This window comes from Chengkuizengella axinellae (assembly GCF_030730905.1).
In the GTDB taxonomy this organism is placed as follows: domain Bacteria; phylum Bacillota; class Bacilli; order Paenibacillales; family KCTC-33759; genus Chengkuizengella; species Chengkuizengella axinellae.
The window spans coordinates 25,266-49,060 of the sequence record NZ_JAVAMP010000015.1 but is presented as its reverse complement, the minus strand read 5'-3'; the positions used below and the strand labels follow the sequence as shown (position 1 = coordinate 49,060).

The window sequence follows — 23,795 nt, the reverse complement described above, 5'->3', positions numbered from 1 at the left end:
AGTTCCCCTTTTTGCATAAAAAAGATATATTTCTCACCATATTGCAGAAAGAGGCTCGAAATTATCTGTGAAGATTAGACTAAATATATGTTTATTCAAAAACCATGGGTTGATTTTTACTCATGGTTTTTTCTTGTTATTGAAAGGAGAATAATAAAATGATTATTTGTGCAGTAAATGATGTAAGTAAAACTTTAGGTGGAAACAAGATTTTTGAGAATTTAAGATTTGAAGTGAAAGATGGGGAACGAATTGGTTTGGTTGGTACAAATGGTAGTGGTAAAACGACCATTTTAAAGCTTATATCAGGGGTAGAACCATGTGATGCAGGAAAAATTCATATTAAAAAAGAAGCAGAAGTGGGGTATTTAGAACAAATTCCATCCCACAGAAAAGAGGACACTGTAAGAGATGTATTGTGCAGTGCTTTTGAAGAGATGAATGAATTAAATAAAAAGATGAGAAGCATTGAACAAAAAATGGCTGAAGATGAGGTTAATTTAGAAAAACTGTTAAAACAGTATGGAGATGTACAAGAAAAGTTCACTAAATTGGGCGGTTATGAAATGGATGCTGATCTCATGAAGATCTGTAACGGTTTGGGCATTGCTAACTTGCTTGACAGTACATTTTTAAAATGCAGTGGAGGAGAGCAAACGAAAATAGGTTTGGGTTTAATTTTATTGAAAAAGCCTCAATTACTGTTGCTGGATGAACCGACAAATCACCTAGATATACAAGCATTACAATGGTTGGAAGACTTTATCAAAACATCTCAAGGATCAATCCTCATTGTGTCTCATGATCGTTACTTTTTAGATGAGGTAGCTACAAAAATAATAGAAATTGAAGACGGAGAACTTCATACGTACCACGGAAATTACTCTTACTTTGTAGAAGAAAAAGAAAAAAGACTATTAAATCAGTTTGCTGCATTTCAAGAGCAACAGAAAAAAATCAAGAAAATGAGAGAAACTATAAAACAACTGATAGAATGGGCAAATCGGGCAAACCCACCAAATGCAGGGTTGCATAAAAGAGCCAAAAACATGGAGAGAGCCATTGAACGAATGGAAAAGATTAAAAAACCAAAATTAGAAAATACAAAGATGAAATTTGATCTTCATATGCAAGAACGAAGCGGAAAAGATGTTGTGCAGGTAGATCATATCTCAAAGAGATTTAATGAAACAACACTATTTGAAAATATAGATTTTTCAATTCGATATCAGGATCGTATTGCTTTAATAGGCAATAATGGAAGCGGCAAGTCCACCATTTTAAAAATGATTCTAGAAGAAATGTTGCCTGATGAAGGTACGATTAAAATAGGCAGCAATGTTAGAATTGGTTACTTATCACAGCATGTATTTAAAGATCAACAAGAAGGAAGACTTATTGATTTATTTAGAGAACAAGTTCATGTGACCGAGGCTGAAGCACGACAAATACTAGCTAAATTTATGTTCTACGGACATTCAGTATTTAATAAAGTAAGTCGATTAAGTGGTGGAGAAAGAATGAGGGTAAGACTTGCCCAACTGATGAATCAAAACATGAATCTCATTATTCTAGATGAACCTACAAACCACTTGGACATTGATTCTCGTGAGGTTTTAGAAGAAACACTTGAACAATTTGAAGGAACAATTCTCTGTGTATCACATGATCGATATTTGCTAAATCGCTGTTTTAATCAGACTTACTGGCTTGAAAATGGAAAAATATTTAAGTATATTGGTAATTACGATGATGCGAAACAAAAACATCAACTCTAAATTTTTGAGGATGTGTTGCTCAGATGGATAATATGGGTTTGGTACTTGAAGGCGGGGGTTTAAGAGGGGTATATACCGCAGGTGTATTAGATTATTTTATTGAAAAAGAGATTGATATCCCATACATTATAGGGGCTTCTGCTGGAGCTTGTAATGCGACCTCGTACATTTCAAAACAATACGGTAGGAATAAAAAAGTAACTATTGATTATATTGACTACCCAGGATATATCAGTGTCAGAAATTTGATAAAAAAACGAAGTTTGTTTGGGATGGATGTTATCTTTGATAAACTCCCTAATCAACTCGAACCCTTCGATTATGATACTTTTCATTCTTCTCCACAAACTTTTAAAATTGTAGTAACAGATTGTGTAACGGGAAAACCGATGTATTTTGACAAAAATGGAAATACCGGCGATGTATTTACATTATTAAGAGCATCCATCAGCTTACCGTTAATTACTCAAATTGTGAATCATGCTGGATATGAATTATTAGATGGGGGAATCGCTGATCCGATTCCCATTATAAAATCGATAAACGATGGAAATAAACGAAACATTGTGATCTTAACTAGAAATAAAGGATATGTGAAAAAACCAGCTAGTTACAAATGGATGTTAAAAGCGAAGTATCGTAGAAGATACAAAGGATTATACAATACGATGATACAGCGTCATGAAGAATACAACACAACAATAAACTATGTTAACCAGCTTGAAGAAAAAGGAGACATCTTTGTTTTTAGACCAAAGCAGCCAATTCAAGTGAATCGATTAGAAAAAGATAAAGTAAAACTTACGAGATTATATGATCAAGGTCTCGAAGATGCTAAAATCCAATATGATTTGTTAATGAATTGGATGGAGAAAACAAAAACGTGAATTTAGTGTGGGGGAAAAGTTTTGAGGAAGAAGAAAAAGTTAATTTATTTTGGGTTGTCAGTATCGATCATATTCATTGTGTTTTTAACAATATCATTTATATATTCTATATACTATTACACGAACAATCGTGTTGGTCCTATTGGAAGTCTTACAGTTCCAAAGTGGATTTATTTTCAATACTTTATTCAGATGCTTTTATGGATACTACATTTGATTATATTTGTTGTAATGGCTTTTGCAGAAAAAAAGAAAAAACAATTTTTGAGTTTAAAAGAAAACAATTACCTTTTATATAAGGGTACGCCTGATGTAAATGATTATTTAAATTTAAGAAAATTAGCAGGGTTAAGTGAAAAGAGTGAAGCGGGAGCAAAACTTGGGCTTAAACACACAATTTATGCCATCTCAATCTATGCTAATGAATATTTGATAGGTATGGGTAGACTGATTGGTGATAAAGGCTGTTTCTATCAAGTTGTGGACATCGCCGTTGAACCTAATTACCAAGGTCAAGGTCTAGGAAAGCTAATAATGAATGAACTATCAAAGGATATAGACGAAAATGCTCCTGAAGGCGCTTATATTAGTTTAATTGCAGATGAGCCTGCTGATAAGCTATATGAGAAATATGGGTTTCAATACACGTATCCCGCTTCACATGGAATGTTTAAGAAAATATAAACTTAAATAATGAAGTGAGCCACTGAAACATAGATTGAAAAGTGAATAGTATTCATAAAGTTTAAAAATGAAAAAAGTATGAGGAATCATTCTACCTCATACTTATTATGTATTTTATACAATTCCTGAGTAAGATCATTTCCAAATTCTAATTCATATTGTTCATATACAGGCTGTAGATATTCTATCCATTTATCTTTTTCTGTTTGTATTAGTTCATAAATTTGAATATCAGAATCATTTTTAATATTTTTCAACGATTGCTGATTTAACTCTATGGATTTATTTTGTATTATTTCTGATGCCTCGTTCATCGATTCTATGATAATTTCTTGAATATTCATAGGAAGTTGGTTCCAGAAATCATCATTCATTAAAACAACATAGCCTAAGAAACCATGATTACTAATAGTTAAATGTTCTTGCACTCTATAAAATTTTTTAGAGTAAATATTGGACAGCGTATTTTCTTGACCAGTCACGGTATGGGTTTCAAGACTTTGATATGTTGAATTAAATGGAAGCATGCTTGTTTTTACATTCAATAGATTATATTGCTCTTCTATGATTTTACTTGGCATAATTCTAAAATGTTGACCAGCTAAATCTTCAGGCATATGTATAGGTCCTATATGACTTGTCATTTGTTTAAAACCATTACTCCAAAATGATAAACCTTTCAGATTTTCTTTTTCTAGAAGTGAAAAGAGTTCTTTACCAATTTTACCATTAAATGCTTCGGTAGCAGCTTTATATGAAGGAAATACAAAAGGCAAATCTACTAATTGCCATTCAGGAAATGATGTTGTCAACTTTGAGGTAGCAGGGGCCATCATCTGAATTTCTCCCTGTTTTAAAGCATGCAGTGCTTCTGTATCATCTGTATATAAACTTCCATTCGCGAAGATTTCTACTTTTACATTATGAGATGTTTTTTGACTGACTAATTCAGCGAAGTATTTTGCGGCCAAACCTTTAGGTGTGTTTTCCGCCACTACATGGCTAAAGCGGATCACAATCTGATCCTTCAACCCGAACTGCTCATCATCAAAAGCTAGTTTTTCTTGTGATTGAAATAGTTTGAATATCATGACTAGAGTAAGGATGAACAAAATCATAAATAAAATGGAAAAGTACATCAGCTTTTTCATGAAAAACACCCCAAAATGTTTCAGTTTATGGTAATTCTAGTCTACCACACTTTACTTCTGTAGATGATTACCTGTATGCAGATGCTCAAAACCAATAAAAATGGTTGTGAAATTAATTAAAGCCAGCATCAAAAATGCTAGCTTTATGGTAATTCAGTTCATGTAAAATAACGATATCTTAAAGTTTATTTACGTTAACAGCTTGAGGACCACGATTTCCTTGCTCAACTTCAAAAGAAACTTCTTGACCTTCATCTAAATTTTTGAATCCGTCACCTTGAATTGCTGAGAAATGTACGAATACATCTTCTCCACCCTCAACTTCGATAAAACCGAAACCTTTATCAGAATTAAACCATTTTACTTTACCGTTTTGCATTAGTATTCCTCCTAGAAATAGTACATATAATTTTTACCATTTTAAAGCATTTTTAATTTTAACATTTAATAAGCTGCAACCTAAAAGAAGACTTGATTTCCATCTCCCCAAAAGTTACAGCTTTTTTAAATTGCTATTATTAAAAAGTAAAATGGTTTAGATTCACTGTAACATTTTGATGATACAAAAAGCAAAGAATATTATTAATTTAATCAGATTAGATGATCAATCAGTGAAATCGATGACTTTTTTATTCTAGTATAAGAGGCTGCACAGAAGGGTTTCAGAGATCATTGTAGAAATCTTCTAAGATTAAGGAAGAAATGTTTACACCAACCTTTAGAAAGGAAAGTGTATTATGACAGTAGTCAGACTCCCTATTCAGATTAAAATAACAATCCTCTCTTTTGGTGTAGTTCTATTTTCTATATGCATTGGTGGCACTTTTCTATTAGGCAATATTAAAAGCATTAAAGAAGAGGAAATTGAAAAACGATCTATGATCGTAGCCCGTACCGTTGCTCAGGTTCCAGAAATTAAAAACAATCTTACTAAACCCTATGGTTGGATAAAAATATATCCTGTAGTCGAGGAAATACGAATTGTAAACAATGTAGATTATATTGTAGTCTTAAATAATGAAAAAATACGTTATTCACATCCAATAAAATCTATGCTCGGTTCAATATCTTACGGCAGTGATGAAGGTCCTGCATTTGCAGAGCATACATATACATCAAAGGCAAAAGGGGAATTAGGAATTGCTGTGAGAGCATTTGTTCCTATTATCAATGATAACCATGAACAAATTGGAGTTGTTATCGTAGGCAACATATTACCAACCTATTTGGCTTCTATTTCTGAAATCAAATATGAAATTGGTGTAGTCATGTTCTTAACCCTTCTCCTTGGTATTTTTGGAGCCTGGTTATTAGCAAAACATATTAAGGAACAAATGTTTGAGTTAGAACCTCATGAAATTGTAAGATTGTTGGTAGAAAGAACGGCTACATTTCACGCGATTAATGAAGGGCTGATAGCGATTGATAATCAAGAGATGATTACTATATTTAATGAAAAAGCAAAACAAATGTTAAACATTCATGGAGATGTAGTGGGGAAAAACATCCGTGAAGTTGTTCCAGATACAAAATTACCCGAAATGCTTCAACTAGAGCATCCGATTTATAATCAAGAAATACAAATTCAATATACGAATATTATGAGCAGTCGCATACCAATAAAGGTGGATCATAAAATTGTTGGTGCTGTTGCCGTTTTCCAGGATCGAACCGAAGTCACGATGATGGCTGAGGAACTTACTGGCGTAAAAGCCTTTGTTGAAGCCTTAAGAGTTCAGAATCACGAGCACATGAACAAACTCCATACGATTGCTGGACTAATCCAATTAGGTGAGCAAGAGCAAGCTTTGAACTATGTTTACCAAATTTCAGAGGAGCAGGTGGAGTTAACTAGATTTTTAAGTAAGAGTATTTCAAATCAAAGTATAGCAGGGTTATTACTAAGTAAAGTAAGCAGAGGAAAAGAGCTGGGTATTAGAGTAAATATTGATAGGAGCAGTATACTAGAGCATTTTCCAAATCATATTGATCATCATGATTTTGTTCTTATACTGGGTAATTTAATCGAAAATGCCTTTAAAGCACTTCAAAAAAAGGAAATCGAGGACAAAGAAGTATATGTTAGTATCTATCAAAATGAAGAGATTTGCGAGGTTTTAATCGAGGATAATGGTATCGGTATGTCAGCATCTATTCAAGAGCAGATTTTCAAAGAAGGTTTTACAACGAATCAAGATGAAGGGTATGGACTAGGTTTATATATGGTAAAAAATATAATTGAAAAAGGAAATGGAGAGATGAATATGAATTCCCAACCTGAAAAAGGGGCAAGCTTTTTTATTCAATTCCGTATGAATCAAAAGAAAACAGCTGGATTTCAAAAAGTGGAAAGGAGTTCATAAATGTCTATTCAAGAGCAAATTAATGTGCTTTTAATTGAAGATGATCCAATGGTACAAGAAGTGAATAAACAATTTATACAAAATGTAGATGGTTTTCATGTTATTGATACAGCAAGTGATGGTGTAGAGGGAATAAGGAAGATAAAGAAGTATAAACCTGAGCTTGTTATTTTAGATATTTATATGCCTAAAGCAGATGGTATGGAATTGATCTATCAGATTAGGCATCAAAAAGAAGAGGTAGATGTAATTGTAATCACTGCCGCTAATGATAGAAAAACAATTCGTACTATGCTGCAAAATGGAGCTATAGATTACATCATCAAACCATTTAAATTTGATCGAATTAGACAATCCTTAAACAATTTTCGTAATTATAAAAGAAAACTATCTGATGGATCTATTTCACAGCATCAATTGGATCAGATGCTTTTCTCTAAGGAACATCACCCTCCCTTTGCTGAGGATGCAGCAGAAACTGAACTCCCCAAAGGGCTTAACAAATCTACGCTTGATCTAATCGAGCAATTTTTATTAAATCAAAGCAGCTCTAAATCAGCTGAAGAGGTAGCGGAAGGAGTTGGTGTTGCAAGAGTAACATCTCGTCGTTATTTAGAATATTTAAAAGAAGCGGGTAAAATCCATCTCGACGTACAGTATGGAGGAGTGGGTAGACCTGTCAATCGGTATATCATGAGCAAAATTAAATAAGATCAAAAAGATCAAAACGTTCAATATGGTCAAATTATTCCCTCTTACATTTGTAAACGTTATCATAATTAGGAAGGCAATATGATAATAAGGGGGATTTTTTATGTTAAAAAAATGGATGTTGATCAGTGTGTCTTTAATCCTTATATTAGTGGTTTTAACAGGTTGCGGTGCTCGATCCACTGATCAAAACACAGATTCTTCAAATACAGATAAAAGTGAAGATGTAGATACAAATACAAAGGATTCCGAACCTGCTACAGAAACATTGAAAAAGGAAGAAGTTATTGTCATTAAATTTTCACACGTTGTGGCCGAAGATACGCCTAAAGGTCAAGCTGCAAACATGTTTAAAGAGTTAGCTGAGAAATATACAGATGGAAGAGTAGAGGTAGAGGTTTTCCCAAATTCACAATTGTATAATGATGATGATGTTTTAGCTGCAGTGCAACAAAATAATGTTCAATTAGCTGCTCCGTCTACTTCAAAAGTGTCCAAACTGTTTCCCCAATGGACGATATTTGATTTTCCCTTTGCATTTGAGGATGTAGCCTCTGTACAAGCAGCAATGGAAAGTGAAGAAATAGGCGGTAAGTTATTTAAGATGCTAACAGATCAGGATCTGCTGGGACTTGCCATGTGGGACAATGGTTTTAAACAAATGACTTTGGATGATCATCCGCTTTACATGCCTGAGGATTTTGAGGGTCAGCAATTCAGAGTCATGTCCAGTAAAGTGTTAGAAGCACAGTTTGAATCCGTAGACGCAGTTCCAACTCCGATGCCTTTTAGTGAAGTTTATAGTGCACTAGAACAAGGTGTAATCAATGGTCAAGAAAATACGCTGTCGAATATTTACTCTAAAAAATTTCATGAAGTGCAAAGGTATATGACGATCAGCAACCATGGTTATTTAGGTTATGCGGTTATTACGAATGATAAATTTTGGAATGGATTACCGGATAATATACGTGAACAATTACAAAAAGCATTAAATGAAACGACACAGTGGGTAAGAGAAAACGGTGAAAGATTGAATCAAGAAAATCTGGATAAAATCATAGCGGATGACATGCTTGAGGAAATTCATTATTTAACAAATGAACAAAAACAAGCATGGATTGATGTGATGAATGTAGTATATGAAGAGTATGAAGATGAGGTAGGAGCAGATCTCATAAATGCTGTTAAAGAGCTAAGAGATAATTAATGAAAAAGGTCTTTGCAGTTTTATCTACTCATGAGTAATGTCAGTCACACCTTGTGTAACAAGGTAAGGTAAGGAAGTGATCCTAGTTGAAAAAAATCGATACGCTATTAAATCATATCGAAGAAATCATTGTTTCAATTACTCTAGCTTTAGGAGTGTCCATCACGTTCTTTGAAATCATATTAAGGATTTTTAATGCTACTTTAGGTTTTTCGTTTGAAGCTTCCATTTATTTGCTGATTACCTGTGGGTTAATTGGGGCTTCCATTGGTGTGAGGGATAAGGTTCATATTGGAATAGATATTATTGTAAAACAATTTCCAACTTTGATACAAAAGATGATTGGTGTTGGTGCCTTAAGTTTATGTACTCTGTTTTGTATCATTATTACGATTTTAGGGATTCAACATATCCAGATTCTTTATGATTTTGGTCAGGTGACCCCTGAAATGGAAATTCCCGTATATATTCCTAAATCCATTATACCTATTGCATTTGGATTAATGAGCATTCGTTTTCTGCAGACTCTTATTCGTTATGTTAAAAAACCAATTCATCAATTAAGGCAGCAGGAAGTTGGTGAGGATTTATGAGCTCAATGGCAAATATCAACAAAGAGCCACAGGCACTTTCTCCCAAAAACAAAAAGAGCATAAAAAGCAAATTATTTTCATTATTATTAATCTTCGTATCACTTTTTGGTGTTATTTATGCCATTCAAATCAATAATATGGGGATTGCGTTATTCTCATTGTTATTTTTGTTGCTATTTTTAGGATTGCCAATTGCAGTTGCTTTAGGGTTGTCTTCAGTAGCCTCTATTTATTATTTCACAACGGACCCTATGGCAGATTTAGCTGGAAAAGTATTTTCAGGATTGAATCATTTCACACTCATGGCTATTCCTTTATTTATATTAGCAGGAAATATATTCACTACGGGAGGCGTGGCAAAACGGATTATTAATCTTACGAATGCTTGGGTTGGGCATATACCAGGGGGATTATCAATTGCTAGTGTAGCTGCTTGTGCTCTTTTTGCTGCTATTTCAGGTTCTTCACCAGCAACAGTTGTTGCTATAGGAGGGATCATGATTCCTGCTATGGTTACACATGGGTATTCAAAACAATATGCTGTAGGTTCTATTTCGACCGCTGGATCACTTGGTATCCTTATTCCACCTAGTATTCCAATGATTGTTTATGCTGTCACTGTGGACCAATCTGCAGGAAAGCTTTTTTTAGCTGGTATTATTCCGGGTATTCTTATAGCTTTTCTGTTATCTGTAGTAAGTTACGTCATTGCTAAAAAAAATCAATTTAAAATTGCTGAGAAAGCAAGCATACAAGAAAGATTAAAAGCTTTGGGTGAAGGTTTCTGGAGTTTGTTATTACCCATCGTTGTAGTTGGAGGGATATATACTGGATATTTTACTCCAACTGAGTCAGCAGCTGTAGCTGTATTTATAGGATTAATTGTAGGTTTTTTTATCCATAGGGATTTAAAGTTGAAACATATACCTAAAATATTAATCGATTCTAGTAAAACTACAGCGATGCTGTTTTTTATCATTGCTATGGCTATGTTGTTTGCACATATCATTACGTTGGAAAGAATCCCTCATAACATAGCAGATTGGATTACAGCCTGGAATGTAGGACCTATCCTTTTTTTGCTCATTGTGAATGTATTATTGTTTATTGCGGGACAGTTTATGGAACCAACAGCGATCATTACGATATTAGCTCCCATTTTATTCCCAGTTGCTATAGCTTTAGGTATTGATCCTATTCATTTTGGAATTATTATGGTTGTGAATATGGAAGTTGGGATGATTACACCACCTGTAGGACTGAATTTATATGTAGCAAGTGGAATGACAAAAATGTCTCTAATCGATGTCACAAAATCTGCGTTCCCTTGGTTAATTGCAGTGATTATTGGATTGATCCTTGTGACCTATATACCAGCCATCAGCTTGTGGCTTCCAGATTTGATTTATAGTTTAAAATAAAGAAGTCCGATGCAGCTTGTTTTAGAACAGTTAATAGGAGTAGGATCAAATCCAAATGGCTATACATCCAATAAGTCGAGTGACAATGGTTACGTTAATTAGTAACAAACTAACTTATTGATTTTAAAATAAATGTAAATTTAAAATCAGCTAGAAAAAATTTAGATGAATGTACCTGTACCGAAAACAAACTGACGTAGGAGTATATAGGAAATTAAAACCAGGTGAGAGTATAGATATAAATGAAGAGATTAGGATTAAAGATCCTGGTGAATATGAAATCGTTATACAGACTACTGGGTTGCAAATAAATGGTCAACTCATTGAAGGAATTGGATATGAAAAATATATAAAAGAATTAAAGGAAAATAAACCGGATGTATCAAATTGGTATGTGGAAGCACAAAAAAGTAAAATAATAATTGATGATACATTATTAACGGTACAATAGATTTATCTCATATTTATTATCTTGTTTATATTTTTAGCACTCATCGTAGTGCTTTTTTTATTATGTATACAAACTGCTCAATATTGGCATTGTATCCTCCTATACTCTCATGTTATCACACTTAATTTTATTCACTTTTCATGATTATCCATGGTTTATTTTTCTATGAAAAATAATGATTGCCAAAAAGGGTGTCAGGCTATTATAATGTTAAAATTACACTTCATTTTGGTAGACAACAGGGGGGAGAGCATTGAAGTTTAAAGATTTTCATATCAATATTAAAATTCGTATTATTGAAACGTTTATTAGTACTTTCATAGGAAGTATGATTTTTCCATTTATGGCGATCTACTTCTTCAAACATTTTGGAGAAGAGATTACAGGATTGCTACTTTTGTTCAATGTTTTTATTGGGATTTGTATTAATTTTTTTGGTGGTTATATTTCTGATAGAGTTGGACGGAAAAAATTAATGCTTTATGCAGAGATTGCTCGTTTTTTTGCATTTTTTACAATGATGGTATTTAATTCTCCTTGGGTTGAATCGGTGATGATTACTTTTTTAATGATGACTGTGAATACAATTTGCTGGGGATTTTCTGGACCAGCTCATCAAGCGATGTTGATCGATGTATCTACACCTGAACAGAGGAAATTAATGTATTCTATCACTTATTGGGCTAACAATCTGTCCATTGCGATAGGAGGAATTTTAGGAGGCTTGTTATTTGAAACCCATTTATTTGAATTGCTAATGGCATTGTCCATTGCTTCTTTGATTACAGTTTCATTGATCACCTTCTTTATTAAAGAGAGTTATTTTCCAAATCCAGAAGAAGAATCTACTTCGCATATTAAGAAAATCTTCACTACTTATAACATGGTGTTCAAAGATCGCTTATTTATTTGGCTTGTGCTTGCAGGTGTTTTGATTTTATCCATGGAGTTTAATCTAGCAAATTATATCGGAATACGTTTAAGTGAAGAAATGACAAATCAACAATTCTTTTCTTGGGAAATTACTGGAGTTCAAATGTTAGGGTTTTTAAGAACGGAAAACACGATTTTAGTAGCCTCTCTAGCTATATTTGCAGCTAAGTTTATTGAAAGATTTAAAGAGAGAGCTGTCCTAGTTACTGGATGTTTATTATTTGTTGCAGGATATGGATTTATTTCATTTTCTAATAATATTTGGCTTTTATTCATTGTGATGGTCATTGCTACTGTGGGGGAAGTGATTCGAGTTCCTGTTGAACAATCTAGTATTGCATCTTTACCACCAGATGATGCTAGAAGCTCATATATGGCGATTAAAGGAATGACATTTCATTTAAGTATGTTAGTTTCATCTACTTTGGTAACGATTAGTGCATTTCTATCATCTTATGTTATGGCTATTATTATTACATGTATTGGTTTAGTTGGAACGTCGATATATTACGTTATTTTTCCGAAAGTACAGCTCAGGATTAAAGAAAATCAATTTTAATCCTAATGAGAAGAAAGGGCTCGCCAATTGGCGAGTTTTTTTTCAAAATTTTTAGGTCTACAAAAATACAATATTTAAATAAAAATTACCTCTAATGAAGAATTAGACTACATTTTAACGAGGGTTTTATTACACTAACAAATATATATATTTTACTCTACATTGAAGGATATATATTTATGCAGAAAAGTGAGTAAACAATCTTGTTCCCATCTGTAGTTTCTTGTGATATTCTTAGGTTGTAAATTTACTTTAGAATTTTAATTTATGAAAGCGCATTAACATTTTAAACATTTAAATGAAAGGTTGACACCACTATGAAATTTAAAAGTGTGTTTGACATCATTGGTCCGGTTATGATCGGTCCTTCAAGTTCACATACAGCAGGTGCTGCCAGAATAGGCAAGGTTGCTCGAAGTTTATTCGGTCGAGAACCGAAATGGATTTCCATTTCTTTTTATGGCTCATTTGCAAAAACATATAAGGGTCATGGTACTGATGTTGCTATTATTGGTGGAATCCTAGATTTTGATACATTTGATGAAAGAATTAAGTCTTCATTGGGTATAGCTCACCAATCAGGTATACAAATCACTTTTCACGAAGAGGATGCGGTCACTGATCACCCAAATACTGCACGTGTAAAAATCGGAGACGATCAAGGGGACTTAGAATTAGTAGGAGTATCTATTGGCGGTGGAAAAATTGAAATCACAGAGCTTAACGGATTCGAATTAAAATTATCAGGGAATCATCCTGCTATCTTAATTGCGCATAATGATAAATTTGGGGCAATTGCAGCTGTAGCTAACTTATTAGCCAAACATCAAATTAATATTGGTCATATGGAAGTATCGAGAAAAGAAAAAGGAAAACTGGCATTAATGACAATTGAGGTAGACCAAAATATTGATGATTCTGTATTAAATGACATTTCAATTTTGCCGAATATACTACAAGTAACAAAAATAGTGGATTAAATTTAAAACATAACCTTAAATTAACTTTTCAAAACAAAAAACATAAATTAGTTTTAAACAGAGAGGGGGGGGAAGCATGTTCAGAAATGTAACTGAGCTTGTGCAATTAGCAGAAAGTAAAGGTATAAAAATAGCTGAGGTCATGATTCAGCAGGAAATGGAAGTAAAAGAGAAGTCTCGTGAAGAAGTATTGTCACAGATGGACAAAAATTTAGAAGTCATGGAAAAAGCCATTGAAAAAGGACTGGCTGGTGTTCATTCATTTTCTGGTTTGACAGGTGGGGACGCTGTTCTCTTACAAAAATACATTGAAAAAGGGCAATTTCTATCTGGTGAAATTATTCTTGATGCAGTAAGTAAAGCCGTTGCTACGAATGAAGTGAACGCTGCAATGGGTACCATTTGCGCAACTCCTACGGCTGGTTCAGCAGGTGTTGTCCCTGGGACGTTATTTGCGGTAAAAAACAAATTAAACCCTTCAAGAGAACAGATGATTGAATTTCTGTTTACAGCTGGTGCTTTCGGATTTGTTGTTGCCAATAACGCTTCCATATCTGGAGCTGCAGGTGGGTGTCAGGCAGAGGTTGGATCAGCTTCAGGAATGGCAGCTGCGGCTATTGTTGAAATGGCTGGAGGTACACCAAAACAATCTGCTGAAGCAATGGCCATCACATTGAAAAACATGTTAGGTTTAGTTTGTGATCCGGTAGCAGGTTTAGTAGAAGTTCCTTGTGTAAAAAGAAATGCAATGGGTGCATCCAATGCAATGATTGCTGCTGATATGGCACTGGCTGGTATTACAAGTCGTATTCCTTGTGATGAAGTTATAGATGCTATGTATAAAATAGGGCAAAATATGCCAACAGCTTTAAAGGAAACAGCACTAGGTGGTCTTGCAGCTACACCTACAGGTAAAAAATTGCAAGAAAAGATTTTTGGAATATCCGTTAAATAAACAAATCCCAATCTATTAGTAGATATATATATTCCTGCTGATAGATTGGGATTTGAAATACATATCATTAATAAGAAAGGGCGAATGAAATGAATAATAGAATTGAAAAACTTTATGACTATATGGATCAGAATTCCGTTGATGTACTATTAATAACACAGCCCCAAAATGTATACTATTTTACAGGTTTTTTAACAGATCCTCATGAAAGATTTATGGGTTTTGTATTAGTAAAGGGAGAAGATCCATTTTTATTCGTTCCATTGCTTGATGCTGAGAATGCTGAATCTGTATCCAGTGTTGGAAAAATCTATTCACATGATGATGCTGAAAATGCTTATGAAGTATTGCAACGATATTTACCGTCTTCCATTCAATGTTTTGGTTTGGAAAAAAACCATCTTACTGTAAAAAATTATGAATCGATATTAGCTGTAGCTGGTGCGGATGAAATACATGAAATTGATGAATTGCTTCAAGATATGAGAATATCTAAAAGTCAAGGAGAGATTACAAAGATCAAAAAAGCAATTGATATAACAGAAGAAGCATTACGTCTAACCCTTCCAAAAATAAAGCTGAATATTACGGAGATGGAAATAGTTGCAGAATTAGAATATCAAATAAAGAAACTTGGTGCTGAAGGACCTTCATTTTCAAGTCTTGTGTTAGCAGGAGAGAAAGCAGGACATCCTCATGGAAATCCTGGAGATCGTAAAATCAAGACGGGTGAATTTTTATTAATAGATTTTGGAGTTGTCTTAGACGGATATGTTTCTGATTTAACGAGAACCTTTGCGATTGGGGAAGTAAATGATCAATTAAAAGATATTTACGATACTGTACTTCAAGCCAATTTACAAGCTATAGAGGTAGTGAAGCCAGGTACATCTATTGCAAATGTTGATCTAACTGCAAGAGCAGTGATTGAAAATAAAGGTTATGGACAATATTTTATTAATCGAGTAGGTCATGGATTTGGAATGGAAATTCATGAACATCCTTCAGTACATAGCAAAGCTTCGGGACTACTTCGTGAAGGGATGACATTTACGATTGAACCTGGGATTTACAATCCTAAATTAGCTGGTGTTAGAATTGAAGATAATGTAGTGGTGACAAAGGATGGAGTTGATGTATTATCAACATTCCCTAAAGAGCTGCAAATGTTAGATGTGTAAGTAACAAATGTGAGGTGAACTGTGCCAAGCATATATGGAATTTTGGGGAATGTGTAAATTTTAAACCTATTTGTGCTGGGAAAAGGAGAATTTTATGGATAAGATCAATCAATTGCGTTCACAATTTTCAAACCTAGGGATAGATGGTTTATTCATCACGAATCCACAAAATCGTTTTTATTTTACAGGTTTTACTGGTACGGCAGGTGTTGCTGTTATCACTCCAACTGAAGCTATCTTTCTAACAGATTATCGATATGTAGAACAGGCGAAAGTCCAAACAAAAGATTTTGATGTAGTGAAATATCAAGATCGAAACTCATTGTATATTGAAGTCCCCGAAGTAATCAACAATTTAGGGATTACTAAACTTGGGTTTGAACAAGAAGATATGACTTATGGCGTATTTTCAAGATATAATGAGGCTATTGATGCTGAATTAGTACCAACTTCAGGTGTCATTGAAACATTACGCACAATAAAAACAACAGAAGAAATAGAATTGTTAAAGGCTTCTGCAAAAATAGCTGATTCAGCCTTTAAACATATCTTAGATTTTATACGACCAGGAGTAACTGAGATTGAAATTTCCAATGAATTAGAAACACGTATGCGTCAGTTGGGAGCAAGTGGTTCTTCATTTGATATTATCATAGCATCAGGTTTGCGTGGTGCGATGCCTCATGGTGTAGCAACTCAAAAAGTCATTGAATCAGGCGAGATGATCACTTTAGATTTCGGAGCGATTTATAAAGGGTATATTTCAGACATTACACGAACAATTTCGGTAGGAACGCCTTCTGATGAGATGCGGAAAATTTACGATATTGTACTGGAAGCTCAAGTTCGATCTGTGGAAGCGATAAAACCAGGCATTCATGGTAAAGATTTAGATTCGATTTCTCGAGATTACATAAGTGAAAAAGGTTACAGTAAATACTGTGGGAACAGTGCAGGTCATGGAATTGGTTTGAGTCTGTGGGAGGAGCCATTTATATCACCAAAATCTTCTTTAACTCTACAACCTGGAATGGTTGTAACAATGGAGCCCGGGATTTATATTCCAGGAGTAGGTGGGGTTCGTATTGAAGATGATGTTGTCATTACAGAAAATGGAAATGAAATTTTAACACATTCCCCAAAGGAATTAATTAAATTATAATTTTAGTGAGTTGTTTATTAACGTATGATGAGAACCTGATCATCTTATGTAAATCTTCTGTTTAATAATAAATAGAATCCATATTAATAGCTGTTTAAAATGGATTCTATTTTTGTTATTTCAACACGTTGACCATAATCTTAACTTTTAAATTTTCATAATTCATTTATTTCTGATACTGCACGTGAAGCTGATCTTAGGGCACCTTCAAGATGTCCACCATATTCAGACTCAGTTTCTGTTCCAGCAAAAATAATCTTTTTTTCCCAAGTACTCATACCTGTAGGAGGACCATAGTTAGGATAGGTGAGCAGTGGATAGAGGTCATCGTCAACTGCTGTTTCGGGATCACTTGACCAGTCCTTGTAAAGAATATCAATTGGTTTATTCGCTGATGACCCAAAAAGCCTAGACAATTGTTCAATCACCAGCTTAATAACTTCTTTATCATCATGCTTTTGGCGCTGCTTCGCATGCATGCCGAAGAAACCAAAAAGTGCGCCACAACCTGTTTCGGGTGAAGCATCATGTATCTCCTGCAGGGGACCGACCCTGCTCGTGACTTGTCCAGAGAGTCCATTTTCCCGCCAAAATGGATGATCATAAATTGTGACTACCTTAGCTTGTCCTGCCATCCATGTGGGTTTATTATTTAGACTTTTAAAAAGCTTAGGTGAGAGTTTAGGTGAAAATTTTATGTGATTTGCCACAATTCGAGGTGGCAATGCAAATATAACAGCTCGTGCACGAATATTTTCTTTCTTTCCACTAGTGTGATTTGCTTCAACAATAAGGGTTCCATTTTCCTTAATCCGGAGTGCTGTCACACGTGTGTCTAACTCAATCCTCCCTTGAGGAATAGTATCTGCCACAGCATCAATAAGGGATTTAATACCACCAGAGAGTCTGATTGACCTTTCGACAGATCCTTCTGGCACTATATAACGCTGAGCAGATTTGTTTTGAAATTGCTCCAAAAGCATGGCTCCTTCGGTATGTTGAACAAATGTTTGTAAACCGAGTTCTTTGACAAGTCTAGAAATGACGGGCTCATGTTTTGGCCAAAACCAAGTTGGCCCTAAATCAAACTTGCCAAGATCCGGTCTATTCAAAGATTCATTACTTAAAACTCTCCCTCCAATGCGCGCTCTAGCCTCAAGTACTTTGCAATCGTAACCCTGCGAAATAAGCAGAGTTGCTGCCCTGAGTCCGCTTAAACCTGCTCCAACAATGACTATAGGATCGTTCATTATACGTATCTCCAATCTGTGCATTTGCATTGATATAAGCTATAATCGATATTCTACCTTCTAATAGATAGAATGTAAAGCGTGTTAACAGTATGATTTTGAGTGGCTGAAAATTTTTTTAGAAAATGTCCATATAGGGTAAACAAAACAGTAATAATATTGTATAATATAACTAAATAAATCATTGATAATAAGCTATTAAAGCGCTTTTATATGAACTATAAATATTGTCTATATATAGTGGACATTTGTATTCATATCATTGACAAATATTTGAAAATAGTGGAGGGGTAGAAATGTCTAGTGAGACTCTACAATACTTTTTAAAACAAAATTTGGATGAGTTAAAGGAAAAGGGATTATACAATGAAATAGATCCACTTGAAAGCTCGAACGGTCCAATCATTAAAATTAATGGAAAAAAACTCATAAACTTGTCCTCAAACAATTATTTAGGATTAGCTACGGATGAACGATTAAAAGATGCAATGATGGAAGCGATAAGAGAGTATGGAGTAGGTGCGGGGGCAGTACGTACGATAAATGGTACCTTCAAATTACATTTAGAATTGGAAGGGAAGCTGGCAAAGTTCAAACACACAGAATCAGCAATAGCATATCAGTCAGGATTTAATTGCAACATGGCTGCGATTTCCGCTGTGATGGATAAAAATGATGCCATATTGTCAGATGAACTGAATCATGCTTCTATAATTGACGGCTGTCGATTATCTAGAGCAAAAATCATTAGATTTAATCACTCAGATATGCAGGATTTAAGAAACAAAGCAAGAGAAGCTAAAGAATCTGGTCTATACAACAAATTGATGGTCATTACGGATGGTGTATTTTCAATGGATGGAGATATTGCAAAACTTCCTGAGATCGTTGAAATTGCTGAAGAGTTTGATTTGATCACATATGTAGATGATGCACACGGCTCAGGTGTATTAGGGAATGGGGCAGGTACAGTAAAACATTTTAAATTATCAGATAAGGTTGATTTTCAAATCGGTACTTTATCAAAGGCGATCGGAGTTGTAGGAGGATATGTCGCTGGGAAAAAGGATTTAATTGATTGGTTGAAAGTCCGGAGTAGACCTTTCTTATTTTCTACAGCTCTAACTCCAGCAGATATTGCAGCTTGTATAAAATCGATTGATATTTTATCAGACAGTACTGAGCTTCAAGAGAAACTGTGGCAGAATAGCGAATACTTAAAAAATGGTTTAAAGGAACTAGGATTTGATATAGGGAATAGTGAAACCCCAATAACACCTTGCATTATTGGTGATGAAGTACAAACTCAGGATTTTAGTAAACGCTTATATGAAAAGGGAGTTTACGCTAAATCGATTGTATTCCCAACAGTTCCAAAAGGGACAGGAAGAGTGCGAAACATGCCAACAGCTGCTCATTCGAAAGAAATGTTAGATCTAACGATAAAGATATACGAAGAAGTAGGGAAAGAGATGAATTTAATTTGATTTTTATATTCCTAAAGTAAAGGAGGGAAAAAGAATGAAAAAGATCTTAGTTACCGGGGCTCTAGGTCAAATCGGTTCAGAGCTTGTTATGAAGTTAAGGGAAATCTATGGATCAGATCATGTTATTGCAACTGATATTCGAAAAAATGATAGTACAGTCGTCACATCAGGTCCATTTGAATTGTTGGATGTAACGGATGGGAAAAAAATGTACCAAATATCTAAAGAATATGAAGTAGATACGATTATTCATTTAGTTGCTTTATTATCAGCAACGGCTGAGCAAAAGCCACTTCTAGCATGGAACTTAAATATGGGGAGTTTAATGAATGCACTGGAAGTTTCAAGAGAATTAGGGCTGCAATTTTTCACTCCAAGTTCCATTGGTGCTTTCGGTCCTACAACACCAGCTAATGACACTCCTCAAGACACTATATTGAGACCTACAACAATGTATGGAGTGAATAAAGTTTCAGGAGAATTATTGTGTGATTATTATTTTCAAAAGTACGGTGTAGATACGAGAGGACTGCGTTTCCCCGGGCTTATTTCATACGGGACAGAGCCTGGAGGGGGAACAACGGATTACGCTGTAGAGATTTTTTATGATGCATTAAGAAAGCAAAGTTATACCTCATATCTTGAAAAAGGAACCTATATGGATATGATGTATATGCCAGATGCTATTCAAGCCATTGTTGATTTGATGGAAGCTGATGCTTCAAAGCTAAAACATAGGAATGCATTTAATGTAACTGCGATGAGTGTAGCTCCTGAAGATTTTGCTTCTGAAATAAAAAAACACATCCCTTCATTTACTATGAAATATCAAGTTGATCCTGTTAAGCAGGCGATTGCTGAAAGTTGGCCCAATTCAATTGACGCAACTTGTGCAAGGGAGGAATGGGGATTTAAAGTAGAATATAATATGGAGAAAATGACTCAGGACATGATTGAAAAATTAAGTACTCAATATACATCTCTTGATGTGAGTTAATAAACAAATGAGATTAGATTCGGTATTGATCAAACCTAGTAAGTTTGTATGAAATTTTATAATGCAAAGTGGCTGCTCAAACAAGGCAGTCTTTTTCCTTTTTCCATATTTCCCTGAGAAGGTTTCAGCGGGAGATATTCATTTTCCCGTAATGCCGACATCATCTCGATTTAAATTGACTATTTTCCTTCTGCAAATTGACTGTAAATGTAATCGGACCAAATAAGAATTGAGTTATGAGAGGTTCCAGTCCGACTACTTCAATAGGTAGATTTGTGTATAATAAAACAAAAAAGTAGGTTTGAGAATGAGATTTATGTAAGTAATATTTATGTTAGAGAGGTAATTTAATGAAAAAATGGGTGGTTACGTTCATATGTATTAGTTTTATTTTAATAGTGATTGTGATTGCAGAAGGATATAATATGAATAAAATGAAAGAAAATCTAACATTAGTGACTAAACAATTGGGAGACAAAGAGCAGCAAATTTATGAACTGAAAAAAGAAAATGAAAATCAATTGGAAGAGATCAAAAAAATAGATAGAGAATTGTTTGATTCTAAGATAGAAGTAAATAAGTTAAACAAAGAAATTGGTCAGATGGTTTACAAAATGGAAAATTACAAAAACGTATTAGAATTACCAAGTCTTGATTATGAAATTATCTCTTATAAAGTAAATAACAACAATGCTGGCGAGACTGAAAAAGAAACGGTAGTATTGTATGAAGGTGTTGAATCTATTGATGTTGATTTATACTGGGCCTTGATTTATCGACTTGCCATTGAATTCTCAGCAGATCCATATACAAAAGTATCTATTTGGAAGGACCGAGATCATGCAGAGAATTATGTTACAGGAAATATTAACCCTGAAGAAATAAGTGAACATTTTGGTTGGAGAGGCATGGATTCAAGGTTTTTAATTATTGATAATACATCAAATCCACCTAAGCTCATTGAAGCTCAGAGTGGACATGACTTTTTCCCTTTAGAATTTGGAAAGTATAAGGTGCCTGAGTTATAATGCAGAACCTAAAATACATACTAAGGTTTTTCGTAAATCTGAATCTCATCTATATTTCTTAACCATTCTTTTGCATTTGAACCATCTGTATCACCAATCCATAAATTTTTTCCACTATATATATCTTTTGATCTAACCCAAATTATTTTTTTTAGATTTTTAATATATTGAGGATGATAATCACCTTGTCCATTTGGAGGTTGTGTGATTCTTTTTTGGATATTATTTTCAATATCTATAGAATACAAAGAAGGTAATGGGTGTTTAGAAGGATCGTTTGACCATTCCGCTTCAGTTACTCTTGATGTAATAATCGTTTCGTTATCTTTCCAAGTGAAAGCTAATTCTGCATAATTTTCTGGTGTTAGAGAAGCATTCACAGGGAACTCTTTAACTTTTAAATCCTTGTTTTTAAATCCAAGCACTATTCGGCCACCTCCTGCGATATAGGCTAATCTATCTGTCGTTGGAGCCCACTTTGGATTTCCTATATCTGTAATGATTTCATCCAATACTTGAAAATTTTTACCACTATCAGAAATGACACATAACATATTGCTGTCCATAGACCAAGATGCCGTCGGAGAAACGATGAACGAGATCCATTTTCCACTGGGTGAAAATTCAAAAGAGCCTGCATTTATAGATATTATTTTATGTTCTCCAACTTCTAATTCTTTAGGTATCGTATAAAATGAATGAATCTCAAACATATTCATTTCTTCATAATCTGTCGGAAGACTCTTTTTATACAGTATTGGATTTGTCCAACCACTTGGCAAAAGGTTAGCACTAGTAGATAACAGAAATCCAGATCCATCAGGAAACCAGGAGTAACTACCAACACCTAAGGCAACATTATAAAATCTATTGAGATCTGAGATGTTTAGACTGTTATTTAGTTGGAATGTAATGATGTTTCTGTTAGGTGCCCATTGAGGATTGAATCCATCGTACATGATATATTTGTGTTTATTCGTTTCAATGTTAAAAGTCCAAACTTCATATTGGTTAAGGTGACTTGGAATGCTTGAAGGTTTTTTGATTTGGTATAGGATCCATTTTCCATCATATGACCAACTCTTTAAATTGAAAACTTTTTGAGAATCAGTGATTTGTTGTTCTCTACCGTCTAATAGTATCCAAAGATCATTATTTCGAACAAAAGCTGCTTGGATGTGTTGAATCCCTTCCTCGTTTTCATTTGCAAAGATAACTATTGATTGGACATATCCCATTAAAAAGATGAAAAGAATGATTAATTTTTTCAATTTAAATCACCATAATGTTATTTTTGTATTTCATTTAATTTGTCTAAAAAAATAGTAAATTATGTATGTCTCAATATTATGTGGTATGATACAATCTGTTCTAATTTGATAATAATATAATTCAATAAAATTCACTGTGAGGTATCATTATGAATATTCGACAAATTGAAGAAAAAGATGCGGAAAAATTTTTAAAGCTATTAAAACGGTTAGACAATGAAACGAAGTATATGCTGTTTGAACCTGATGAACGAACATCATCCATTGGAGAAATAAAAGATCATATTACAAAATTATTAAAGTCAAAATCTATGATATTTGTGGCTGAGAATAATCAAGGCTTTGCAGGTTATATTTTAGCCAACAGAGGAACTCTTCAAAGAATTAAACATAGTGCCTATATTGTGATTGGTATTCTTCAAGCTTCTACAGGGAAAGGTATAGGTCAAATGTTGTTTGAAAGAATGGAACGTTGGGCAAGCAAACAGCAAATATCAAGATTAGAATTAACTGTAATGACTCATAATGATAAAGCCATTAAACTATATGAGAAAATGGGCTTTGAAAAAGAAGGAGTCAAAAGGCATTCTCTTATTATAGATGGAACTTCTATTGATGAATATTATATGAGTAAGTTATTGTAAGATTTATTTTGATATCATTTTAAAATAAAATTCAAGGAATATAATTGACAAAAAATAGGTAATATTATAAATTAAAAACATACTCATAAGTATGTTTTT

General features: G+C 33.9%; 22 protein-coding genes. 18 read left to right on the top strand and 4 right to left on the bottom strand.

Annotated elements, in window-relative coordinates:
- Positions 1-158 precede the first annotated feature (158 nt).
- The 3 genes from abc-f to Q5Y73_RS20655 are packed head-to-tail and all read left to right on the top strand — an operon-like array spanning position 159 to position 3,349.
- The gene (gene abc-f / locus Q5Y73_RS20665; RefSeq protein WP_305993819.1) at positions 159-1,778 is read left to right on the top strand and encodes a ribosomal protection-like ABC-F family protein; all 1,620 of its coding nucleotides are present in this window, start codon (positions 159-161) and stop codon (positions 1,776-1,778) included.
- A gap of 23 nt (positions 1,779-1,801) precedes the next feature.
- Complete coding sequence (locus Q5Y73_RS20660) at positions 1,802-2,665, top strand: patatin-like phospholipase family protein (RefSeq protein ID WP_305993818.1); 864 nt, start codon at positions 1,802-1,804, stop codon at positions 2,663-2,665.
- Between the two features lie 21 nt (positions 2,666-2,686).
- Positions 2,687-3,349, top strand: coding sequence for a GNAT family N-acetyltransferase (locus Q5Y73_RS20655; RefSeq protein WP_371320251.1), 663 nt, complete (start codon positions 2,687-2,689; stop codon positions 3,347-3,349).
- An 86-nt stretch (positions 3,350-3,435) separates the two neighbouring features.
- Here the strand turns inward: Q5Y73_RS20655 and Q5Y73_RS20650 are convergent, their stop codons facing one another.
- Positions 3,436-4,500: a DctP family TRAP transporter solute-binding subunit gene (locus Q5Y73_RS20650; RefSeq protein WP_305993817.1), complete on the bottom strand. Its 1,065-nt coding sequence runs from the start codon at positions 4,498-4,500 to the stop codon at positions 3,436-3,438.
- Positions 4,501-4,678: 178 nt separating this feature from the next.
- Complete coding sequence (gene cspD, locus Q5Y73_RS20645) at positions 4,679-4,879, bottom strand: cold-shock protein CspD (protein WP_305993816.1); 201 nt, start codon at positions 4,877-4,879, stop codon at positions 4,679-4,681.
- 358 nt (positions 4,880-5,237) lie between these two features.
- On the opposite strand from cspD, the gene Q5Y73_RS20640 reads away from it, so the two are divergent.
- The 11 genes from Q5Y73_RS20640 (at position 5,238) to Q5Y73_RS20590 (ending at position 17,019) form a co-directional block, all read left to right on the top strand.
- Positions 5,238-6,863, top strand: coding sequence for an ATP-binding protein (locus Q5Y73_RS20640; protein WP_305993815.1), 1,626 nt, complete (start codon positions 5,238-5,240; stop codon positions 6,861-6,863).
- A complete protein-coding gene (locus Q5Y73_RS20635; protein WP_305993814.1) occupies positions 6,864-7,574 on the top strand; it encodes a response regulator in 711 nt (236 codons plus the stop codon). It abuts the gene before it with no gap.
- A gap of 103 nt (positions 7,575-7,677) precedes the next feature.
- Positions 7,678-8,784: a TRAP transporter substrate-binding protein gene (locus Q5Y73_RS20630; protein ID WP_305993813.1), complete on the top strand. Its 1,107-nt coding sequence runs from the start codon at positions 7,678-7,680 to the stop codon at positions 8,782-8,784.
- An 86-nt stretch (positions 8,785-8,870) separates the two neighbouring features.
- Positions 8,871-9,377, top strand: coding sequence for a TRAP transporter small permease (locus Q5Y73_RS20625; RefSeq protein WP_305993812.1), 507 nt, complete (start codon positions 8,871-8,873; stop codon positions 9,375-9,377).
- Positions 9,378-9,382: 5 nt separating this feature from the next.
- Positions 9,383-10,798 (top strand): TRAP transporter large permease, encoded by a 1,416-nt coding sequence (locus Q5Y73_RS20620; RefSeq protein ID WP_305993811.1) that lies wholly within the window; start codon positions 9,383-9,385, stop codon positions 10,796-10,798.
- Between the two features lie 169 nt (positions 10,799-10,967).
- Positions 10,968-11,249, top strand: a complete 282-nt coding sequence (locus Q5Y73_RS20615) for a hypothetical protein (RefSeq protein WP_305993810.1) — start codon at positions 10,968-10,970, stop codon at positions 11,247-11,249.
- Positions 11,250-11,502: 253 nt separating this feature from the next.
- On the top strand, positions 11,503-12,741 hold the full coding sequence (locus tag Q5Y73_RS20610; RefSeq protein ID WP_305993809.1) for an MDR family MFS transporter: 1,239 nt from the start codon (positions 11,503-11,505) through the stop codon (positions 12,739-12,741).
- 317 nt (positions 12,742-13,058) lie between these two features.
- Positions 13,059-13,721: an L-serine ammonia-lyase, iron-sulfur-dependent subunit beta gene (gene sdaAB / locus Q5Y73_RS20605; RefSeq protein ID WP_305993808.1), complete on the top strand. Its 663-nt coding sequence runs from the start codon at positions 13,059-13,061 to the stop codon at positions 13,719-13,721.
- A gap of 76 nt (positions 13,722-13,797) precedes the next feature.
- Positions 13,798-14,676, top strand: coding sequence for an L-serine ammonia-lyase, iron-sulfur-dependent, subunit alpha (gene sdaAA / locus Q5Y73_RS20600; RefSeq protein WP_305993807.1), 879 nt, complete (start codon positions 13,798-13,800; stop codon positions 14,674-14,676).
- Positions 14,677-14,765: 89 nt separating this feature from the next.
- Entirely contained in the window at positions 14,766-15,857 is a 1,092-nt protein-coding gene (locus Q5Y73_RS20595; RefSeq protein WP_305993806.1) for a M24 family metallopeptidase, read from the top strand.
- A gap of 94 nt (positions 15,858-15,951) precedes the next feature.
- On the top strand, positions 15,952-17,019 hold the full coding sequence (locus tag Q5Y73_RS20590; RefSeq protein WP_305993805.1) for a M24 family metallopeptidase: 1,068 nt from the start codon (positions 15,952-15,954) through the stop codon (positions 17,017-17,019).
- A 155-nt stretch (positions 17,020-17,174) separates the two neighbouring features.
- Here Q5Y73_RS20590 and Q5Y73_RS20585 read toward each other — a convergent pair whose 3' ends face one another.
- Entirely contained in the window at positions 17,175-18,269 is a 1,095-nt protein-coding gene (locus Q5Y73_RS20585; RefSeq protein ID WP_305993804.1) for a flavin monoamine oxidase family protein, read from the bottom strand.
- Positions 18,270-18,565: 296 nt separating this feature from the next.
- On the opposite strand from Q5Y73_RS20585, the gene Q5Y73_RS20580 reads away from it, so the two are divergent.
- The 3 genes from Q5Y73_RS20580 (at position 18,566) to Q5Y73_RS20570 (ending at position 21,781) form a co-directional block, all read left to right on the top strand.
- The gene (locus tag Q5Y73_RS20580; protein ID WP_305993803.1) at positions 18,566-19,756 is read left to right on the top strand and encodes a glycine C-acetyltransferase; all 1,191 of its coding nucleotides are present in this window, start codon (positions 18,566-18,568) and stop codon (positions 19,754-19,756) included.
- A gap of 34 nt (positions 19,757-19,790) precedes the next feature.
- A complete protein-coding gene (locus Q5Y73_RS20575) occupies positions 19,791-20,753 on the top strand; it encodes an L-threonine 3-dehydrogenase (RefSeq protein ID WP_305993802.1) in 963 nt (320 codons plus the stop codon).
- Positions 20,754-21,103: 350 nt separating this feature from the next.
- Positions 21,104-21,781, top strand: coding sequence for a hypothetical protein (locus Q5Y73_RS20570; RefSeq protein ID WP_305993801.1), 678 nt, complete (start codon positions 21,104-21,106; stop codon positions 21,779-21,781).
- Between the two features lie 20 nt (positions 21,782-21,801).
- Here Q5Y73_RS20570 and Q5Y73_RS20565 read toward each other — a convergent pair whose 3' ends face one another.
- Complete coding sequence (locus Q5Y73_RS20565) at positions 21,802-23,052, bottom strand: TolB family protein (RefSeq protein WP_305993800.1); 1,251 nt, start codon at positions 23,050-23,052, stop codon at positions 21,802-21,804.
- Between the two features lie 149 nt (positions 23,053-23,201).
- Here Q5Y73_RS20565 and Q5Y73_RS20560 point away from each other — a divergent pair, with 149 nt between their 5' ends.
- Positions 23,202-23,696, top strand: coding sequence for a GNAT family N-acetyltransferase (locus tag Q5Y73_RS20560; protein ID WP_305993799.1), 495 nt, complete (start codon positions 23,202-23,204; stop codon positions 23,694-23,696).
- Positions 23,697-23,795: the final 99 nt, after the last annotated feature.

What these genes read in the sequence shown, in the direction of transcription:
- Q5Y73_RS20660 (WP_305993818.1), top strand. Translation starts at nt 1,802, where the DNA reads ATGGATAATATGGGTTTGGTACTTGAAGGCGGGGGTTTAAGAGGGGTA.
- abc-f (WP_305993819.1), top strand. Translation starts at nt 159, where the DNA reads ATGATTATTTGTGCAGTAAATGATGTAAGTAAAACTTTAGGTGGAAAC.
- Q5Y73_RS20580 (WP_305993803.1), top strand. Translation starts at nt 18,566, where the DNA reads ATGTCTAGTGAGACTCTACAATACTTTTTAAAACAAAATTTGGATGAG.
- Q5Y73_RS20630 (WP_305993813.1), top strand. Translation starts at nt 7,678, where the DNA reads ATGTTAAAAAAATGGATGTTGATCAGTGTGTCTTTAATCCTTATATTA.
- Q5Y73_RS20595 (WP_305993806.1), top strand. Translation starts at nt 14,766, where the DNA reads ATGAATAATAGAATTGAAAAACTTTATGACTATATGGATCAGAATTCC.
- Q5Y73_RS20635 (WP_305993814.1), top strand. Translation starts at nt 6,864, where the DNA reads ATGTCTATTCAAGAGCAAATTAATGTGCTTTTAATTGAAGATGATCCA.
- Q5Y73_RS20560 (WP_305993799.1), top strand. Translation starts at nt 23,202, where the DNA reads ATGAATATTCGACAAATTGAAGAAAAAGATGCGGAAAAATTTTTAAAG.
- Q5Y73_RS20620 (WP_305993811.1), top strand. Translation starts at nt 9,383, where the DNA reads ATGGCAAATATCAACAAAGAGCCACAGGCACTTTCTCCCAAAAACAAA.
- sdaAA (WP_305993807.1), top strand. Translation starts at nt 13,798, where the DNA reads ATGTTCAGAAATGTAACTGAGCTTGTGCAATTAGCAGAAAGTAAAGGT.
- Q5Y73_RS20570 (WP_305993801.1), top strand. Translation starts at nt 21,104, where the DNA reads ATGAAAAAATGGGTGGTTACGTTCATATGTATTAGTTTTATTTTAATA.
- Q5Y73_RS20590 (WP_305993805.1), top strand. Translation starts at nt 15,952, where the DNA reads ATGGATAAGATCAATCAATTGCGTTCACAATTTTCAAACCTAGGGATA.
- Q5Y73_RS20615 (WP_305993810.1), top strand. Translation starts at nt 10,968, where the DNA reads ATGTACCTGTACCGAAAACAAACTGACGTAGGAGTATATAGGAAATTA.
- Q5Y73_RS20650 (WP_305993817.1), bottom strand. Translation starts at nt 4,500, where the DNA reads ATGAAAAAGCTGATGTACTTTTCCATTTTATTTATGATTTTGTTCATC.
- sdaAB (WP_305993808.1), top strand. Translation starts at nt 13,059, where the DNA reads ATGAAATTTAAAAGTGTGTTTGACATCATTGGTCCGGTTATGATCGGT.
- cspD (WP_305993816.1), bottom strand. Translation starts at nt 4,879, where the DNA reads ATGCAAAACGGTAAAGTAAAATGGTTTAATTCTGATAAAGGTTTCGGT.
- Q5Y73_RS20640 (WP_305993815.1), top strand. Translation starts at nt 5,238, where the DNA reads ATGACAGTAGTCAGACTCCCTATTCAGATTAAAATAACAATCCTCTCT.
- Q5Y73_RS20575 (WP_305993802.1), top strand. Translation starts at nt 19,791, where the DNA reads ATGAAAAAGATCTTAGTTACCGGGGCTCTAGGTCAAATCGGTTCAGAG.
- Q5Y73_RS20585 (WP_305993804.1), bottom strand. Translation starts at nt 18,269, where the DNA reads ATGAACGATCCTATAGTCATTGTTGGAGCAGGTTTAAGCGGACTCAGG.